Below are 19934 nucleotides of genomic sequence, written 5' to 3' on the forward strand. Positions count from 1 at the left end.
TTATCATAGTGCAAATAGACGCCGTTCCCGGACGGTATGAGCGATAGGAGTAGATGAACATGATTTTCGAAAAGATTGCCGCCCTGCTGGCCGAGCAGTTCAGCGTGGATGCCGATTCCATCACGATGGAGACGACCTTCGAGGATCTGGGGGCCGATTCCCTGGATATCGTGGAACTGACCATGGCGGTAGAGGAAGAGTTTGGTCTGGAGGATATGGACGAGGATGATCTGTCCGGTATTGCTACCGTGGCTGATCTGGTCCGTTATCTCAAGGGCAAGCTGGACGACTGAGCACAGCGTAAGATACGGGAGGAGCCCCGCCATCGGCGGGGCTCCCGCTTTGAAAGGGAGGAACGGCCGTGGAAGCCTTGGAAGAGAAGCTGGGGTACCGGTTCAAGGACCGGGCTCTGCTGGAAAACGCGCTGACCCACAGCTCTTATGCCAACGAGAACAAATCCCGGGGCGTGCAGAGCAATGAGCGGCTGGAGTTTCTGGGAGATTCGGTGCTGGGGATGGTAGTGGCCGACTACCTGTTTCGTACGCATCCCGACCTGCCGGAAGGGGATCTGACCCGTACCCGCGCGGCCCTGGTGTGTGAAGGCAGCCTGGTGGAAGTAGCCCAGTGCCTGTCTTTGGGGTCCTATCTGAAGCTGGGAAAAGGCGAGGAGGCCGGCGGCGGCCGGGAGCGGCCCTCCATTGTGGCCGACGCGGTGGAAGCCGTGCTGGCTGCGGTATATCTGGACGGGGGCATCGGCTCAGCCCGAAAGATCATTCAGACGTTTATTTTGGATCGGGAGGAAGAGAAGAGCGCAAGCCGGGACTATAAGACCGCCCTGCAGGAGCTGGTCCAGCGGGAGAGCGGCCAGGTACTGGGCTATCAGCTCATCGGCAGCGAGGGACCCGACCATGCCAAGACGTTCACTGTGGAGGTGGACCTCAACGGCAACCCCATCGGCCGGGGTAAGGGCCGCAGCAAGAAAGAGGCGGAGCAAAATGCCGCCAAGGCGGCCATTGAGAAGCTCAACGGCTGAATAGTGGACGGAAGTAAGGGCGGCGCGCCCGGCAAGGTTGCCGGCGCGCCGCCTGGTTTGTGTACAAAAGAATTTGCATTGAAGTAAAATCCTTGATATAATATCTCAATTCAGAATGTTATGCTTGCGAGGTGCGCCCCTTGTACTTAAAAGCATTAGAGATCCAGGGCTTCAAATCCTTTCCCGATAAGACGGTACTGAGCTTTGATGAGGACATTACCGCTATCGTAGGGCCCAACGGGAGCGGAAAATCAAATATCTCCGATGCCATCCGCTGGGTCATGGGAGAGCAGTCCACCAAGGCGCTGCGGGGCGGCAAAATGGAGGACGTGATTTTCGGCGGCACCCAGCGACGCAAGCAGCTGGGGTATGCCGAGGTCTCCCTGATTTTGGATAACAGCGGGCATGTCTTTGATCTGGAGGAGAGCGAGGTCATGGTCACCCGGCGGTATTACCGCTCGGGGGAGAGCGAGTATTATATCAATCGACGCTCGGTTCGCCTGAAGGACGTCAATGAGCTGTTTATGGATACCGGTCTGGGCCGGGAGGGCTACTCCATCATTGGCCAGGGCAAGATCGATGAGATCCTCTCGGTAAAGAGCGCTGACCGGCGTGAGGTCTTTGAGGAAGCCGCTGGTATCTCCCGTTTCCGCCACCGCAAGGAGGAGAGCGAGCGCAAGCTGGAGCGCACCGAGGAAAATCTGGTGCGCATTACCGACAAGATTGACGAGCTGGAGCTGCAGGTGGAACCCTTGCGCCAGCAGAGTGAGAAAGCGCGGAAATTCCTGGTTCTGCGGGATGAGTTGCGGGGACTGGAGATCTCCCTGTGGCTGGACCAGCTGGAGAAGATCCGGGCGGGGGCCATCAAGACCCTGTCTGACTATGAGCACGCGGTAGACCAGAAGCAGACTGCCCAGCGGGAGGTGGAGGCGCTCTATGCCGCGGCTGAGGAGCGTGCCGCCCAAATGCGGGAGAAGGACGTGCAGGCCGAAGGGGTACGCTTCCAGATGATGCAGCGCCAGGCCGACGCCAACAGCCTGGACAGCGCGGTGGCGGTACTCAAGGCCGACATGCGCAACAATCAGGAGAACACCGGCCGCTTGCAGCGGGAGCTGGAGCAGCAGCAGGGCCGGGCGGGAGCCATCAGCGGACAGATCGAACAGCGCCGGGCCCGATTGGAAGAGCTGGCGGCCGAGGCCGCCCAGGTCAATGGGGAGCTGGACCAGCGGCGGGCGGAGGCCGAACAGGCGGCCCATTCCGCCGGGGGGCTGGCGCAGGAGCTGGACGAACTGCGCCGGCAGGCGGCAGTGGAGAGCGCTTCCGCTTCCGAGGCCCGGGCGCTGCTCTCGGCTCTGGCCGCCGCGGCTCAGGAACTGCTGGACCGGGACGAGGCCGTACACCAGGAACTGGCTGTGGGCGAGGAGCGGCTGAGCCAGGCCAGGGAGAGTCAGGCAGCCGCCCGGACCGAGCTGGAGCAGGCACGGGAGGACCGGGACAGCCTGCGCAATATCATCAGTGGTTATAACCTGCGGGTGGAGTCCCGCCGGAGTAAGGCCAAGCAGGCGGAAGAGCGGCATATGAAGCTCCAGATGGAGGAGAATGCGCTTAAATCCCGCATCCACATGCTCTCTGAGATGGAGAAGATGTACGAGGGCTATTCCAAAGCCGTCAAGCTGGTGATGGGGGAGTCCAAGCGGGGACAGCTGCGGGGGATACACGGCCCGGTGGCCGGACTGATCCACGTGCCGGATGCCTGTGCGGTGGCCATCGAGATCGCCCTGGGGGGCGCCATGCAGCACATCGTGGTGGAGTCCGAGGAGGACGGCAAGGCCGCCATCCAGTTCCTCAAACGCCGGGACGGCGGGCGGAGCACCTTTTTGCCGCTGAACGCCATCCGGCCCTCCGAGTTTCGGGACCAGGGGGTCCGGCAGGAGCCGGGCTTTGTGGGGCTGGGCAATGAGCTCATCCGATTTGATGAGCGCTATGCGCGTATTTTTTCCAATCTGCTGGGCCGAACTGTGGTAGCCGAAGATATGGACCGGGCCATTGCCATGGCCCGCAAATATGGTCACCGGTTCAAGATCGTTACCCTGGATGGGCAGGTGCTCAATCCAGGCGGTTCCATGACCGGTGGCTCGGTATCCCGCAGTGCGGGCATTCTGAGCCGGGCCAACGAGCTGGAACGGCTCAATCAGCAGCGTACCGGCCTGGAGCAGCAGCTTTCCCAGGCTGCCCAGGCCATGGAGGAGGCCCGGCGGGAAGCAACCGCCGCCGCCTATGAGCTGGAGACCGCCCAGGCCCAGCAGCGCCAGCACGAGGATGCCATCCTCAAGCTGGAGGAGCGGCTGGCCCGCTTTACGGATCAGGCGGAAGAGTGCCTGCGCCAGCGGGACGAGCTGAAGGCTGAGCTGGAGCAGATCCAGGCCCGTTCGGCCCAGACGGAGACCGATACCGCCGCCGCCCGTGCGCGGATCGAGAAACTGGAAGGGGCGGCTGCCGCCCTGCAGGCTGAGGCCGAGGGCAAAGCCAGGGGGGAGCAGCAGCTGCGGGAGCGCACCAGCGCTCTGCAGCAGGCTATGACAGAACTGAGCCTTCGTCTGGCGGCGCTGGACGCCGAGCGGCAGTCTTCCCAGGCGGCCCTGACGGAGCTGGAGGATCTGCGCCGGGACCTGACCGGCGACCGGGCCGAGCGGGAGCGCATGGTGGAGGAGTACCAGGCAAAGAACCAGGTGCTGGAGGCCGAAATCAAGGCCAAGGAGGCCGAGCTGGAGGCCATCCGTCAGGAAAACGAGCTTCGGCAGGCCGATATTGCCCGCCTCAACGAGGAGAAACTGGCTTTGGAGGCCCAGCGCAACCAAGCGGATAAACAGGCCCGGGATAAAAACAGTGAGCTGCTGAATCTGGAGCGAGAGGTCTCGGTACTGGAGCAGAAGAAGGCCGCCTCCGCCATGGAGGAAAAGCAGCTGCTGGACAAATTGTGGGAGACCTATGAACTCTCCCATGAGGCCGCACGGGCCCAGCGGGTGGAGCTGGAGAGCGTCCCCAAGGCCCAGCGCCGGGTAGGGGAGCTGAAAAAGAGCATTGCTGGACTGGGCAACATCAACTTGGATGCTATTGAGGAATTCCAGCGCATCAATGAGCGCTATACCTATCTGACCGATCAGCGGGACGACGTGCGCCGCTCCAAAAAGGAGTTGGAGGGCATCATCGCTGGGATCACCGAAGAGATGAAGCGCATCTTCTCTCAGCAATTCGAGATCCTTAACCAGGCCTTCCAACAGACCTTTCAAGAGCTGTTCGGCGGCGGCCGGGCCACACTGGAGCTGGAGGACCCGCAGGACATCCTCAACTGCGGCATCGAGATCCGGGTGCAGCCACCGGGCAAAGCGCTCAAGGTACTCTCTCTGCTCTCCGGTGGGGAGAAGGCCTTCGTGGCCATTGCCCTCTATTTTGCTATTTTGAAGGTGCGGCCCACCCCCTTCTGCGTTATGGATGAGATCGAAGCCGCGCTGGATGACGCCAATGTAGTGCGTTTTGCCCACTACATGCGCCAGATGGCGGATAAGACTCAGTTCGTGGTCATCACCCACCGCCGCGGCACCATGGAGGAGGCCGACGTGCTCTACGGTGTGACCATGCAGGAGCAGGGAGTCAGCCGGATCCTGACCATCAATCTGAACGATGTGGAAAAAGAACTGAACATCAAGTAAGGAGCGTTGGATATGGAGCGTGCGTATAAGGGACGCAGGGCCATGGAAGGGTTATCGACCGTCGGGGTGGTGCTGGTGTGCGCGGCACTGGTGACCCAGTTTATCCTGCTGTTTGTGGCAGGTCTGGTGCTCATCGCTGTATCTGTGGCTATTTTGCACCTGTATTGGCGCTGCCCGGACTGTGGGGCTTTTCTGGGTGTCAGTAAGACAGAAACATGTCCCAGCTGCGGACGGCCTATTGCATAAGAAAGGAATTTTGACCACATGGGCTTTTTTGAAAAAATCAAAGCGGGCCTGACCCGCACCAAGGAGAACATCGGCCACTCCTTTGACCAGCTGTTTGCCGGGGAGTTGAATGACGACTTCTACGACGAACTGGAAGAAACGCTGATTCTGGGCGATATGGGTGTGGATACCACCTTGAAAGCGGTGGAAGAGCTGCGCAGTCGGGTGAAGGCGGAGAAGATTCGGGATATGGAAGGTGCCCGGGCCTGCCTGCGCCGGGTGCTCGTCGAAATGCTCCAGGTGGGAGAGCCTGGGCTCCAACTAACCACCACGCCGTCGGTGGCCCTGTTCATCGGGGTCAACGGTGTGGGCAAAACCACTACCATCGGCAAGCTGGCGGCCAAAATGAAGGGGGATGGCAAGCGGGTGCTCATGGCTGCCGCCGATACCTTCCGGGCCGCTGCCGCCGACCAGCTGGAGATCTGGAGCCAGCGCAGCGGAGTGGATATCGTCCGCCAGTACGAAGGGGCGGATCCCGCTGCCGTGGTGTTTGACGCCTTGACTGCGGCCAAGGCCCGCAAGATGGATGTGGTGCTCATCGACACGGCCGGCCGGCTGCACAACAAGCAGAATTTGATGAACGAGCTGAACAAGATCAGCCGCGTGGTGGACCGGGAGCTGCCCGGCTGTGACCGGGAAACGCTGCTGGTGCTGGACGCTACCACTGGTCAAAACGGACTGATCCAGGCCAAGCAGTTTAAAGAGGCCGCAGGCATCACCGGCATCGTTCTTACCAAGCTGGATGGTTCCGCCAAGGGCGGCATTGTGATCGCCATTGCCCAGGAGCTGCAGGTACCGGTGAAGTATATCGGCGTGGGCGAAGGCATTGATGATCTGATGCCCTTTGAGGCCGAGGCTTTTGTGGAAGCATTGATTTGATGGAGGCGATCTGATATGGCAAGAATAGACGGACGGGCCAACGATCAGCTGCGGCCCATTGAGATTATTCCGAATTTTAACCGGTTTGCGGAGGGATCCTGCCTGATCCGCTGCGGGAACACACAGGTGCTGTGCTGTGCCAGTGTGGAAGAGCGTACTCCGCCTCATGTCCCCGAGGGGGAAGGCTGGGTGACGGCAGAGTACTCCATGCTCCCCCGGGCCAACCGGGAGCGTTCCAAGCGGGATATTTCCAAGCTGAAGCTGTCCCCCCGTTCCGCTGAGATCCAGCGCCTGGTGGGCCGATCTCTGCGGGCCTGTGTGGATATGACCAAGCTGGGAGAGCGCACCATCACCGTGGACTGCGATGTGCTTCAGGGGGACGGCGGTACCCGTACGGCCAGTGTGACGGGCGGTTATGTGGCTTTGGCTCTGGCCCTGAAGAAGATTGGGGCGGAGGATGCTCTGAAGACCTCGGTGGCGGCGGTGTCCGCCGGCATCGTGGAGGAGCAGCCTATGCTGGATTTGTGCTATGAGGAGGACTCCTGCGCTCAGGTGGACCTCAACTGTGTCATGACGGCAGAAGGGGAACTGGTGGAGATCCAGGGTACCGGCGAGGGCCGGAGTTTCACCATTGCTGAGCAGCGGGAGCTGGTGGATCTGTGCGCCAAGGGGATTGAGGCTCTGCGCACCATCCAAAAGCAGGTGCTGGAGGGCTGAGTGTATGAAAATGGTACTGGCCAGCAAGAACGCCCACAAACTGGTGGAAATGAAGGACATCCTCTCCCAGCTGGGCGTGGACGTGGTGCTGGAATCCGAAGTGGGTGTAGATGTGGATGTGGAAGAGACAGGTACCACATTTGAAGAAAATGCTTTTCTGAAAGCCCATGCGGTGATGGAGGCGTCCGGTCTGCCCGCTATCGCCGATGACTCGGGGCTGTGTGTGGATGCGCTGAACGGCGCGCCGGGAGTGTATTCCGCCCGATACGGCGGTCCGGAGCTGGATGACGTGGGGCGGTACCGGCTGCTGCTGGAGAACCTGCGGGGCCAGCTGGACCGGCGGGGCAAATTCGTCTCGTGTATCTGCTGCTGTTTCCCCAACGGGGACAGGGTGGAGGCAAGAGGGGAATGCCCCGGTACCATCGCCTATGCCCCCAAGGGCGAGGGCGGGTTCGGCTATGACCCGATTTTTTTCCTGCCGGGTCTGAAAAAGACCTTTGCTGAGCTGACGGCAGAGGAGAAGAACGCGGTTTCCCACCGGGGAAATGCCTTGAATAAATTTAAAACGGAATTGGAGAAGTATTTGCATGGAACTAACCAGTAAACAGCGTGCCCAGTTGCGGGGCTTGGCCAACAGCATCGATACCATCATCCACGTCGGCAAGGACGGCATCGGGGAGAATCTGGTGAAGCAGGCCGACAATGCCCTGGAAGCAAGGGAACTCATCAAAGGCAAGGTACTGGAGAACTGCATGCTCACCAGCCGGGAAGCGGCAGAGGAGCTGGCCGTTGCGACTCGCAGCGAGGTGGTGCAGGTCATCGGAACCAAATTCGTGCTCTATCGTCCAACTCACAAGAAGGACAAGAAGGATAAGATCGTTTTGGTGGCGGATAAAAAGCGCAAATAAGGTGAAAAAGGGGGCAACACCATGAAGCTGGGCATTTACGGCGGCACCTTCAATCCACCCCATCTGGGTCATCTGGCAGCGGCCCGGTTTGCGCTGGACGCGCTGGAGCTGGACGAACTGTGGTTTGTTCCAGCGGCCACACCGCCCCATAAGGTACTCCCGGCGGACGGGCCTACACCGGAGCAGCGGATGGCAATGGTGGAGCTGGCGGCCGACGGTTTGCTGCTGCCCGGACGGGTAAAAGTGAGTGATCTGGAACTCTCCCGCCCAGGCAAGAGCTATACCGCTGATACATTGGAGCAGCTTCACGCCCGCTATCCTGATGCAGAACTCTGGTTTTTGATGGGCACAGACATGTTTCTTACGCTTCAGAACTGGCGTGAGCCGGAGGTGATTACCCGTTTAGCGGGGATCTGTACCTTCGCGCGTACTCAGTCTGACAGTGGTGAGATGCTGTCCATACAGGCGGAGTATCTCCAAAAGACCTTCGGAGCGCGTACTTGTGTCCTTCAACTGCCCCATATTGTAGATGTCTCCTCCACCCGTCTGCGGGAGCTGCTTGCCAAAGGGGAGGGAAGAGAATATCTTTCCCCGGCGGTATACGGCCATATCATCCGCAACCGTCTTTATGGTGTGGACTACGATCTGCGGCATCTGCCCGACCGGGAGCTGCGGGCCTGTTCGTATTCCATGATCCGGGCCAAGCGGATTGCTCACATTCAGGGGACGGAGCAGGAGGCGGTGCAGCTGGCCCGCCGCTGGGGCGCCGACGAGGAGAGCGCCCGCCGGGCGGCTATCCTCCACGATTGCACCAAGTATTTGGATATGGACGAACAGTTGCAATTGTGCGCGAAATATGGTATCGTACTGGACGAATTGGAACAGCAGGCGGTGAAGCTTCTCCACTCAAAAACGGGTGCGTGTGTGGCCCGGGATGTGTATGGGGTGAGCGACGCGGTCTATGAAGCAATTTTCTGGCACACGACGGGAAAGGCGGATATGACCCTGCTGGAAAAGATTCTGTATATTGCCGACTACATGGAACCAACCCGGGATTTCCCGGGTGTGGAACGCCTGCGGGAGCTGGCATACCAAGATCTGGATGCGGCAGTATGCCTGGGATGCGAAATGAGCATCCAGGAAATGAAAGAGAGAGGTCTTCCGGTGCACCCAAACACTGTGAAGGCAAGAGATTGGCTGCGGAAATCCAACGGAAAGGAACCATGAGATGAACCCGGAAAATAAAAAAAATCCCCGGGGTGGAGCCCGTGTGCAGAAACCGGAGAAGCCCCCGCGCACCAAACGGCCTAAGCCTCAGCGGACCCGGCAGCAAAAAATTCTGCATATTGCTTTTATTACTTTGACGGTAATAGCGGCCGTCATCGTGGCTGGCTTTCTGATTTTTAATCTGGTTATTTCCCCGCCGGATGTGAGCAGTCTGTCCACACCAAAGCCCAAAACCACCACGGTGATCGATGAAGATGGCAACGAGGTGGAGATCGAGATTCCAGGTTTGGCTGCCAATCGAAAAGAGCAGTTTTATACCTTCCTGTTGGTGGGCCAGGACACCTATGGTGGTGGTAATACCGACACCATGATGCTGGCGGCCTATGATGTGCCCAACCAGACCCTGAATGTGATGAGCCTGCCCCGGGATACCTATGTAAACTACAATGGGCGCAAGGTGCTGCTCAACTCGGTATATAACCGTGGAGGAGGCACGGACGGCGGAATTGAAGTGCTGAAAAAGGAAGTAGGCGAACTGACCGGCGTTACACCGGACTTCCATGTGATTGTTCAGTGGGAGGCGGTTGGTGAATTGGTGGATGCCATTGGCGGCGTCTATTTCGATGTTCCTCGCCGGATGTACTATAATGATTTGTCGCAGAACTTCAAGATCGACCTGCAGCCTGGCTATCAGCATCTGGATGGCGACCAGGCCATGCAGCTGATTCGCTGGCGGCATAACAGCGATGACAGTGGACATATTCTCAACAGCGGCTATGCAACCGGCGATATTGGCCGTATTGAAACCCAACAGGATTTTATGAAGGCCATTATCGAAAAGTGCCTGAAGCCGGAGGTGCTGCTGACCAACCTCATGGAGTACATCCAGATTTTCAATGACAATGTGGTGACCGATCTGAGTATTCCGGAGATGGCCTATTTTGGCAAGTCTGCTGTCGGTAAGCTGGATATCAACAATGTGGAATTTATCACCATGCCTTATAAATCTGCTGGGGATGGCGCCCATCTTTTGCCGGTAGGCAGTGAGATTGTGGAAGTCATCAACGATGGGTTTAACCCCTATGAGGAGGAGATAACACTCCGAGACCTGGATTTGGTTACCAGTATTTCTGGGTCCAGTAGTTCCAGTAGTTCCAGCAGCTCTGGTTCCAGCAATTCTGGTTCTGGCAGCTCCAGCAGTTCTTCGTCTACCACGGTGAGTACATCTACACCGGAGGTAACGTCCACACCGACGCCTACCCCGGACAGTAGTACCAGCCAGCCTACCTCTACCCCGGGTAGTGGAACATCGACACCACCCTCCACTCCTGCGGTGACATCTACACCGGAAGCGGTTCCGACTCCGGCGGCAACTCCGACTCCGGCAGCAACTCCTACGCCTGCGGCGACCCCTGCTCCGGAAAGCACGCCTGCTCCGGTAAACACTCCGGCTCCGGAGCCTACGCCCGGTACGGACTACGGCCCCGGAATGGAACCCATCGAATAAAGGAGGATATCCATGACTTCCAAAGAGATTGCCCTGTTGGCAGCCAAAGCGCTGGACAGCAAAAAGGGACAGAATATCAAATGCCTGGAGACTGGGCATCTGACTACACTGGCGGATTACTTCGTATTGTGTACCGCCACGTCTACCACGCAGATTAAGGCCTTGGCTGATGTTTGTGAGAAAATGCTTAAAGACGCGGGAGAGCCGCCTCACCATGTGGAGGGACACCGGGGCGGGATTTGGGTCCTGCTGGACTTTTCCTCGGTAGTGGTCCACATCTTCAATGAAGAGGCCCGCCAGTTTTACGATCTGGAGCGGCTGTGGAGCGATGCCACACCGGTGGACCTGAGCGAAGTACTGACGGAAAATTGAATCGTAAAAAGGACGCCCGGTGAAAGCCGGGCGTCCTTTTACAATTTGTCTGAGTTTCTGCCCCAGCGATGGTGGAACTGCGAAATCCAGGCAAAGGAAACACGGTGCTTACCGCAGCTCTATCGGGTGATCAATACGGTTGACGTTCTGGAAAATCTGCAATAATCTTATCTTTCAAGCGCCGCAGTGGCGGCCGTGTAAATCGCGGCCGCCACTGCGTTTTTTAATCGTTCCAGAGTGGAGAATACATAAAAATTTAGAAACTATCCATGTAGCAGGAAGAAGCACAGCGCCAGCTCCATAGGAGACCACACGGTTTCTGGTACAACGGGTTATAAATAGACAACCGTGAGCATAGCATTGTCTTCTATTATCTGGGATGTGATGCGCTGAATAAACAAAAGACATAAAATGTTGAACGAAAAAATAGTTAAAAATATTGACGAAATATATTACGGATGCTAGAATGTTACACAAAGCAAAAAATATCCATGTCCAGTTGGGATGCTTGCAAAAGAGTAAATGGTCCGGAGCAAGCGTAAGAGGTGATGCCTGGAAGTAGCGGTTTAAAAATAGGTAGGATGAATTTATAAGGAAGGGATGGAGTAAATGAAAACAATTTTTCAAAGAACGGTTGCACTGTTGCTGGCGGCGTCCATGACAGCATCTTTTGTCGGCACAGCCTCTGCAGTTCAACCGGCAGAGTTGGATGAAACGCCGTTGGTGACGTCAGAGCAGACGCCTGTGTTTCCGGATATCTCCGGCCACTGGGGGGAGCAGGCAATCCTGCGCTGGGCTGCAGCTGACGTATTGCACGGAGACCAGCTGGGCAGAGCCAATCCGGATGCCGCCATGTCCAGAGCGGAATTTGCCCAGGTGCTGGTAAATCTGCTTGGCCTGACGGAACGGGCGGAGAATACATTTGCCGATGTGGCAGAAGATGCCTGGTATGCGGATGCAGTACTTAAGGCGGCGGCGGCTGGGATTCTGAACGGCGACGGTCAGAATGCCAATCCGGAGCAGTCCGTCAGCCGTCAGGAAACGGCGGTCATGCTCTGCCGGGCCTGTGGATTGACGGGGAGCAAGAACGCCACTGGTTTTGCTGATGCCGGTGAGATTGCAGACTGGGCACTGGACGCGGTATCTGCCCTGGTGGAGCGCGGCGTACTGGAGGGCGTGGGGGAAAACCGTTTTGCACCCACTGAACCGGTTACCAGAGCCTCGGTGGCGGCGATGTTGGATCGGATGATCTCAACCTACGCCGACACAGACGGTCAGATTATTACCGGTGAGCAGAATGGTGTGGTTATCGTAGCGGCCAATGGAGTTACCATCTCAGGGGCCACGCTTTCCGATACCCTGTTGCTGGCACCCAAAGCTGGCGGGGATACCGTTACGCTGGGGAGCAATACAAAAGCAGAGTATGTGAACGTACTGGCGCCGGACAGCACGGTGACGGTCAGCAGTGGTGCCGAGGTGGCGGAAATGTCCATCTCTGCGGAAAATGTGGATCTTGTGGTAGAGGGAACTGTGGACCGCCTTACCAGTGCAGCGGACGGCTTGACGGTGTCCGGATCGGGCAGCGTGGGAACGATTACCGTTGAGGCAGGAGAACAGGTGACGATCAGCGGTGACACCAGAGTGGAAACGATTGTGAACCAAGGAACGGCCAATGTCACCGTGGGCGGAAAGACCCTTGCACCGGGTGAGTCTGTTTCCAGCGGTTCTGCCAGTTCCGGCGGCAGCACCTCGAGTGGGAATGATGATTCCTCCGACGAAGACGATTCCGAGCCCACACCGGAACCGACACCGGAGCCGACTCCTGAACCCGGTGACGAGCTGGCAGCGATCTATGACGGCGTCTCCGCTGCACCCATTGTGATGGATGCGGCGTATGAGGATTCGGAAGCTGACGCCTATGCCGAACGCACCTATGCCCAGATCGCCCGGGCGGTGAGCGACCTGCGGCAGGACGTGGCCATGGTCACCGGCGCCATTGATTTTGAAGAGATTCAGCAGATCATGGAAGATACCGACGAGGAACAGGCCCAGCGTCTGGCCGAGGCCGATCCGGACAAGGTGCCGGAGCTGCTCACCGATCCTTCCGGTCTGGATACGGACTACGCCATTCTGGTGGGGTCTATCAGTGACAGCGAGATGATCCAGACACTGATGGAGGACGGCAAGCTGGATGAAGCCAAGACCATCGAGGGGAACTGGGAGGCCTACGTCATCAAAGAAGTGGAAGATCCTCTGCCCGGTGTGGATCAGGCCCTGGTCATTGCCGGCAGTGACGCTCGCGGTACCATCTACGGCATCTATAGCGTTTCTGAGATGATCGGCGTCTCTCCCTGGTACTGGTGGAGTGATGTGCCGGTGGATGTGTCTGACACCATTGTACTGGAGGGGCTGGATACCGCGCCCATTGTGGACGATGGCCCTGACGTGAAGTACCGCGGTATCTTCATCAACGACGAGGAGCAGCTGCGGGAGTGGGCATACCAGAAAGAGGATTTCGGCTGGCCCAATCAGCTGGCCGATCCTGGCGTGTACCGGCACGTGTTTGAGCTGCTGCTGCGGCTCAAGGCCAACACTCTCTGGCCGGCCATGCATGAGGGAACGGTAGCATTTAACTCCATTGTGGATGAAAACGGTGTGCCCATCAATGCGCAGAATGCCGCGGAGTATGGCATCATCATGAGCTCCTCTCACTGCGAAATGATGCTGCGCGACAATGTGGGTGAGTGGGAGAGCTGGTACGAAGAAAACAAAGAAAAGTACAACATCCAGGGCAGCAATTCCTCCAAAGCGTGGGACTACACCATCAACAAGCCTGCCATTCTAGCCTATTGGGAGGAGCGCATCGCGACCAACCAGGATTACGAGAGCATCTTCACCGTCGGCCTGCGCGGTGTGCATGACGGCGGACCAACCCTGGGCGATCTGAATGGGTTTATTAACCGCCGTGGTCAGGCCAACGGCATCGGGGAGGATATTGTGGTCAACGGTACCTCCACCGAGGCCAAGCAGGCAGCTTTGATGAAGGATGTCATCAATGAGCAGCGCAAACTCATTGCCAAGTACTTCGGTTCCGAGGACGGCGCGCCCCAGGTATTCATTCCCTATAAGGAAATGAACACCTATTACAATATGAACAACCGGGATCTGGCCGACTGGCTGGAGGAGAATGCACCGGATGTCATCCTGATGTGGGCCAACGATAACCATCAGTACCTCCGTCAGGTCCCCAATGAGCAGGAGCGGGCCGAGGGTCGTTCCGGTGGTATCTATTACCATAACTCTTACTGGGGTGTACCTAAGAGCTGGCTGTGGCTCAACTCTGCCTCGGTTGCACTGATGAATTCCGAGATGCACCGGGCCTATAACACCGGGGCGGATGATTATTGGATCCTCAACGTGGGCGACATCAAGCCTGGTGAGATTTCTGCTGAGTATTTCCTGAAGATGGCCTGGGACATTGAGGCCAGTGACGACGCCGTGATGGAAGAGTCGTTTGCCCAGCAGGCTCAGCGGGACTTCAATGTTTCCGATGAGGTGGCCGCGCAGATCGGCGATTGTCTGGCGCGCTACTACCACTACAATGGCACCAAGCGTACCGAGTATTACGGCAGCGGAAGCTTTGACTTCAGCGTGTTCTCCAACGGTGACGAAGGAATGCTCTGGCTCAACCAGTGGGATGAACTGGAGGCGGAGCTGGAGGACATTTATAACGAGCTGGACGAAAACGCGAAGGACGCCTTCTATGAGCAGATTCTCCACGCGGTCAAATCCGCCCGTGCAGTGGCCGCAGAGTACATTTATTACGAGAAAAACCAGCTGGCGGTGGAGCAGGGACGCTACGGCAGCGCCCAAATCTACCGGGAACTGGGCCTGGAAGCCATCCAGGATATCAAGGATTACCAGGATTATTTCTGGAGCCTGAACGACGGTAAGTGGGCCTATGTTATCAATTATTCCCACCAGGCCCGCTACCGCGTGGACGGCGACGGCAACTGGAGTGCTGACTATCAGGGCAATCAAGGCATCATTCTCAAGAGCGAGAGCGACTACACACTGCCTGCCATCGGGACAGGCGTGGGCGCGGCGGCGGAGAACAGCCAGACGGCCGGCAGCGGTGCGCTGTATTTCTCCTCGCTCCAGCCGGAGACCCAGCGTTACTTTGACGTGTTCAGCAAGGCCGCCTCTGCTCAGGAGTGGAGCGCTACGGCACCGGAGTGGGTCGTCCTCTCGGAAGTCTCTGGTTCCACTTCTACCGAGCAGCGGGTACTGGTCTCGGTGGACTGGAGCAAGGTAAGCGAGACGACCACTGGAGAAATCAAGGTATACAATGGTACCGCCGGGGAAGGCGAGCCCGTGGCCATCTTTACCGTCACGGCTACCGTGGAGGAGAGCCAACTCACCGGTTCCACCAAGGGCTACCAGGAGGCCAACGGCTATGTCATGATCGAGGCCGAGCACTGGTCCCGCAATACCGCCGGTGAGGACGGCACCATGTGGCAGGTCGTCCATGACCTTGGCCAGCGGGGCGATTCCATCCGGGTGATGAGCGCCGACGGCAAGGTGGACCAGACCAAGGGCGACATTGCCGAATATCAGGACGATTATACCAAGGGCGCCTGCGCGGAGTATGACGTGTACTTCCAGGAGGCGGGTACCTATCAGCTGATTGCCTACCGCATTCCCACCCTGGACGAGGGTACCACCCTGTGCCGGACCTACCTCGGCGTCAATGACGACGAGCCCGAACTGCTGAAGGGCAATGCGGGCACCAGCGGCGCCTGGAGCAACAATGTGCTGCGGATGATCGAGCCCCTGAGCATCAATATTACGGTAAATCAGGGGTGGAACACCATCAAACTCAGCCGTGCGTCTACCTCCATGGCGTTTGACCGGATTCTGATCATCACCGATGCGAGCATCGCGCCGCCCATCAGCGGTATTGCTATCGGTGCGCCCATGAGCCCCAACAACATCGCGGACCCCGATGAACTCTCCGAGTTCCAGACCCAGCGGGTGGGCCAACTGCCGGAAGAGCTGGTCAACATGGTGCAGGTCATGAACGAAAGCCGCACCCTGAGCGTGGGCGACAGCTTCCAAATTGAACTTCCCGAGGAATATCAGGACTTCCGGATCACCAGCGCAGAGAACAGCAATTCCATTGCGGTTTCCCTGCATTCCGACGGACAAGGGACTTACACTGTTACCGCAAACCGTGTGGGTACTGCGGAGATCAAGCTGGAGCTGGCCTCCGGCGAGCTCATTGGCCGCGGTACCATCCAGGTTGCGGTCCAGGCGGAGCCCGCCAATGTCGGCCCCTATCAGTTTGTAGACGGTCAGATGGTCATTGATGTGGCTGATGCGCTGGAGAACAGCGACTTTGCCTATCCCACCGCCCGCGATGAGCATACATGGGAACTCAGCCGCAACGGCCTGCAGTGTGCGCCCGATACGGGCAACACCGGGAAATGGACCGATACCAACACCGCTGCCGCCACGGCTCCTATGCTGAGTTATGTGCTGGATGTGGAGACCGCCGGCAGCTATCGGATCTATGTCAACCGCACCACGCCCAACACCAAGGGAGACGGCGACTCCTTCTATGTACAGCTGGACGACGGCGCACTGACCCAGATTGCCGGCGACTGTGTGGATGCATGGGTCCTGGTGGGCGACTGGACGCTGAGCGAAGGGGAGCACACCATTCACCTGTATGCCCGTGAGGATGGCATCATGGTCAACCAGCTCTTCCTCACGGAGGATCTGGAAGGCCGCATTCCCGGCGACGGTACCCTCCTGGCACCCACCCAGCGTGGGGAGGCCGCGGCATATCTCTATCTGGACCCGGTGGAAGATCAGTCCTTGAGGACGGATGACGCCGACCTGGAGATTGCGGTGGATACCGGGGTCCGCTATGGGACTGGAGAGGTGACTCTGTCTGCGGTTTCCGATGCACCCGAGGTAGTGGATGTGACCGTATCGGGACACACCCTTACCCTTGTCCCGGTGGGTGCGGGCGAAGCTACCATCACCGTAACGGCACAGGCCGATGGTTTTGAACGCGTACAAAGCACGTTTGCCGTATCGGTCTGGGAGCCTGCGGTGGATGAGGACTATGCCTATGTCATCACGGATGGTCAGGTGGTCATCAATGCCGCCGACGCCCTTGAGGGACACTCCTACGCTTCCTGCACCAATCTGGACGCTGTGTCCTGGCAGGCAGCTGAGAACGGGGTACAGTTGCTGCCGGATACCGGTAAAACCTGGACGAACACCAGTGCATCCAGCCTTGCGGATACTCCCAGCATCCAGTTTAACGTATATGCGCCGGAAGCGGGAGACTACTATCTGAGCATCTATTCCAATCATCCCGATGTGAGTGCGGATTCCTTCCATGTGGGTGTGAACGGCGTCTATGCCTTTAGTGGCCGGCAGAGTGTGCTGCGCAACCCGGTGGATGGCGGTAGCTCGGGTTCGGATGCCGCCAACGGCGATCAGTGGTTCTACTATGATGGGGATGGTACGGTTGTCTCGCTGGAGGCTGGAATGAACACCATCACCATCTGGGCCCGTGAGGACGGCGCCTACTTCAAGCAGATCATGCTCTCCTCCGAGCAGCAGAACGATCTGGAGGGTATGCAGGAGAGCACGGAGGCCGTGGACACCAAGCAGGAGGCACCTGTAGAAGGTTATCAGCCGGTAGACGGTAAGGTGATTATCAACGCCACCGATGTTTTGGCCGGACTGGACTATGCCCAGTGCGACAACCGGGGCGAGTTTGTCTGGACGGCCGTCGAGAACGGCGTGCAGCTGCTCCCCGACGAGAAAAATGAATGGAAAACGGAGGAGGTTCTGACCGACGCCCCCGCCCTGCGCTTTAAGATCGTTGTTCCGGAGGACGGAGACTATTACCTGAGCGCCTATTCCAACCATCCCAGCAATGGTTCCGACTCCTTCCACGTGGGTGTGGACGGCAGCCGCATCTTTGTAGCCAACAGCGATACGCTGCGCAATCCCTCGGGCAGCGGCGATACCGCCACCGGCGAGCAGTGGTTCTACTACGACAAAGACGGCGCCTGCCTGCATCTGACCGAGGGCGAGCACTGGCTCACCATCTGGGCCCGTGAGGACGGCGTGTGCTTTGAGCAGTTCCTGCTCTCCACTCAGCAGCAGGACGGGCTGGAAGGCCTGCAGTAATTCCATATTCCAAGCACCGCAGGGGCGGCCGCGATTTACGCGGCCGCCCCTGCGGCTTTTTGTAACCTTTTTGGTGTGGATACCGTGTATTTGGTAGAAGAAAAAAGGAGGGAATGCCATGCAACAGGAGGAGGCGGCACGGCTGGTGGAACGCCACAGCCAGGCGGTTTACCGTCTGGCCTATGCCCGGACAGGCAACCGGGAAGACGCGGAGGATGTGACACAGGAGACCTTTCTGCGTCTGGTGCGGTCCGGCCCCAGATTCCGGGATGAGGCGCATTGCCGGGCCTGGCTGTTGCGGGTGGCGGCCAACTGCGCGGGAGATCTGCACCGCACGTTCTGGAAGAAGCACACCCGCCCACTGGAGGAAGCCGACCATCTCCCCGCGCCGGAACAGACGGAGGAGGACGGTGTGCTGGCGCAGGTGTTGTCTCTGCCTGGGGAGTACCGGACGGTAGTGCATCTCTATTACTATGAGGGACTGAGTGTGGCCGAAATTGCCGGGATTTTGGGTAAGCGGGAGGGTGCAATACGTACCCGGCTGTGCCGGGCCAGGGCAATGCTGCGCCAACGGCTGGAGGAGGGAGAAGAGTATGTTTAAAGACGACTATTGCAGACAGATGGACGCGCTTTCTTTGGACAAGGACCGGCAGAGGATGATGATAGAAGCCATGTGTGTTTCCACGCCCAAATGGACACGGCACACGGTCCGTGCTGTAACGGTGGCGGCAGTGGTATGCGTCCTGCTAATGGTCACGGCGGCAGCCTACTGCATGGGGGCCTTTGCATTCCTCACAGGACAGAGCGAGTATGCCATGCTGGGTCTTAATGAGGTGTATGAGACCTGTGCCAGCCCGGTGGGAAAATCAGTAACAGCGGACAACGGCGACATATTTACAGTGGAACGGGTGGCTATGGATGAGACGTTCTGCACGGTGTTTTACTCGCTGCACTTTCAGCAGGCGGTGGCTGCGGAGGAAGAACTGGTGGACAGCCACCGGATGGCCCGGCGTTACACTCCCTATCTTACCCTATATGCGGATGGGGAAGAGATATCCGCCGAAGGTTATGGGAACAGCTTTGAGCGGCAGGAATACCTGGCGGACGGACAGACCCTGTACGGTGCCTGGCGTTTTCTGCTCCGCCGTCCGCTGAAGGCGGGGGAGACGGTGCAGCTGCAGATTGCCCGATACAGGGAGTACCAGGGCAACTGGGCCGGCAAACTCATCTGGGAGAGCGTCCTAGAATTTGATGCAGATCCCATCCAGGGTGAACATTTTGACCTGGATGCCATTGTTTCTGCCAGAATAGGGGGAAAAACAGTCCAGGTGCAGGTCCGCTCGCTGGACCGCTCCCCTCTGGGCACCCTGCTCAAACTGCGCTGGCCGGAGACGGACACAAGCGCAAGCGACTGGTATGACTTTGTTCTGCGGGACGGGGAGACCGGGGCGTATATCCCATATGACGAGGTGGTCGTCAACCACTACTGGGACCCGGAGGGTTATGTGGAGAGCATGTATGAACTCTATGGGGACGTGAGTGAGCTGAAAGAGCTGGAGATCATTCCAAACACACCGGTGGGTGGAATTTCTCCCAGGCAAGTGGTAGATCTGAAAGACCTGCCCTCTACAGATTCAGGAAATCCAGACGGGGGGTATGCTCCGGCCAGCTATGAGGCGGTGGACGGACAGCTCATTGTGAAGATGCACCCGGTGGGGGCGGTAAACGCCTGGTACACCAGGTTGAGTAACGGTGTGTATTTCCGGGATGCGCAGGGTGAGGAGCTCTTTGAGGATGTGTGGGTGAAGAAAATCAAAAATCGGAGCGACGGTACGATTACCGTCATTTCCACCCCAAGCGCCGAGTCCTATGCCCGGGATGTGGATAAAGTGGCGCAGATTTGGTTTTTCGTTCAGCAGTACGAACTGGAGATGGAAAAAGCGGTAAAGATCTCTTTGCGGTAAAAGGTTTCCACCAGAAATGGGACCGCAGATCAGTCTGACGCGTGCAGATAGTAGACATGCTACAGGTGGATTGATAAAATGAGAGTACCCCGATCTTATGGAAAAAGGAGGCTCTCG

At 58.2% G+C, this 19934-nt stretch carries 14 protein-coding genes; all 14 read left to right on the plus strand.

Going from position 1 to position 19934, the window contains the following annotated elements; translation table 11 throughout:
• The first annotated feature begins 59 nt into the window (after positions 1-59).
• The 14 genes from acpP to WMO45_RS06425 all read left to right on the plus strand — a co-directional run bounded on the left by acpP (position 60) and on the right by WMO45_RS06425 (position 19817).
• Positions 60-293 (plus strand): acyl carrier protein, encoded by a 234-nt coding sequence (acpP, locus tag WMO45_RS06360; protein WP_349139723.1) that lies wholly within the window; start codon positions 60-62, stop codon positions 291-293.
• A 68-nt stretch (positions 294-361) separates the two neighbouring features.
• Entirely contained in the window at positions 362-1033 is a 672-nt protein-coding gene (gene rnc, locus WMO45_RS06365; protein WP_349139724.1) for a ribonuclease III, read from the plus strand.
• A gap of 131 nt (positions 1034-1164) precedes the next feature.
• Complete coding sequence (gene smc / locus WMO45_RS06370; protein WP_349139725.1) at positions 1165-4743, plus strand: chromosome segregation protein SMC; 3579 nt, start codon at positions 1165-1167, stop codon at positions 4741-4743.
• Between the two features lie 12 nt (positions 4744-4755).
• Complete coding sequence (locus tag WMO45_RS06375) at positions 4756-4989, plus strand: hypothetical protein (RefSeq protein WP_349139726.1); 234 nt, start codon at positions 4756-4758, stop codon at positions 4987-4989.
• Positions 4990-5007: 18 nt separating this feature from the next.
• The gene (gene ftsY / locus WMO45_RS06380; protein ID WP_349139727.1) at positions 5008-5907 is read left to right on the plus strand and encodes a signal recognition particle-docking protein FtsY; all 900 of its coding nucleotides are present in this window, start codon (positions 5008-5010) and stop codon (positions 5905-5907) included.
• A 15-nt stretch (positions 5908-5922) separates the two neighbouring features.
• Positions 5923-6624, plus strand: a complete 702-nt coding sequence (gene rph / locus WMO45_RS06385) for a ribonuclease PH (RefSeq protein ID WP_349139728.1) — start codon at positions 5923-5925, stop codon at positions 6622-6624.
• Between the two features lie 4 nt (positions 6625-6628).
• On the plus strand, positions 6629-7228 hold the full coding sequence (locus WMO45_RS06390) for an XTP/dITP diphosphatase (RefSeq protein ID WP_349139729.1): 600 nt from the start codon (positions 6629-6631) through the stop codon (positions 7226-7228).
• Positions 7212-7532: a ribosome assembly RNA-binding protein YhbY gene (yhbY, locus tag WMO45_RS06395; protein ID WP_349139730.1), complete on the plus strand. Its 321-nt coding sequence runs from the start codon at positions 7212-7214 to the stop codon at positions 7530-7532. Before WMO45_RS06390 ends, yhbY begins: the two co-directional genes overlap by 17 nt.
• Before the next feature lie 21 nt (positions 7533-7553).
• Positions 7554-8759 carry a bis(5'-nucleosyl)-tetraphosphatase (symmetrical) YqeK gene (gene yqeK, locus WMO45_RS06400; RefSeq protein WP_349139731.1) on the plus strand — a complete coding sequence of 402 codons (1206 nt, stop codon included), beginning with the start codon at positions 7554-7556 and terminating at the stop codon, positions 8757-8759.
• Between the two features lie 43 nt (positions 8760-8802).
• Positions 8803-10266 (plus strand): LCP family glycopolymer transferase, encoded by a 1464-nt coding sequence (locus WMO45_RS06405; RefSeq protein WP_349139732.1) that lies wholly within the window; start codon positions 8803-8805, stop codon positions 10264-10266.
• 12 nt (positions 10267-10278) lie between these two features.
• The gene (gene rsfS, locus WMO45_RS06410; protein ID WP_349139733.1) at positions 10279-10638 is read left to right on the plus strand and encodes a ribosome silencing factor; all 360 of its coding nucleotides are present in this window, start codon (positions 10279-10281) and stop codon (positions 10636-10638) included.
• Positions 10639-11247: 609 nt separating this feature from the next.
• Positions 11248-17853, plus strand: a complete 6606-nt coding sequence (locus WMO45_RS06415) for a glycosyl hydrolase 115 family protein (protein ID WP_349139734.1) — start codon at positions 11248-11250, stop codon at positions 17851-17853.
• 118 nt (positions 17854-17971) lie between these two features.
• On the plus strand, positions 17972-18454 hold the full coding sequence (locus tag WMO45_RS06420; protein WP_349139735.1) for an RNA polymerase sigma factor: 483 nt from the start codon (positions 17972-17974) through the stop codon (positions 18452-18454).
• Positions 18447-19817, plus strand: coding sequence for a hypothetical protein (locus tag WMO45_RS06425; protein ID WP_349139736.1), 1371 nt, complete (start codon positions 18447-18449; stop codon positions 19815-19817). Before WMO45_RS06420 ends, WMO45_RS06425 begins: the two co-directional genes overlap by 8 nt.
• Positions 19818-19934 lie beyond the last annotated feature (117 nt).

It is taken from the genome of Flavonifractor hominis (genome assembly GCF_040095835.1).
In the GTDB taxonomy this organism is placed as follows: Bacteria; Bacillota; Clostridia; order Oscillospirales; family Oscillospiraceae; genus Flavonifractor; species Flavonifractor hominis.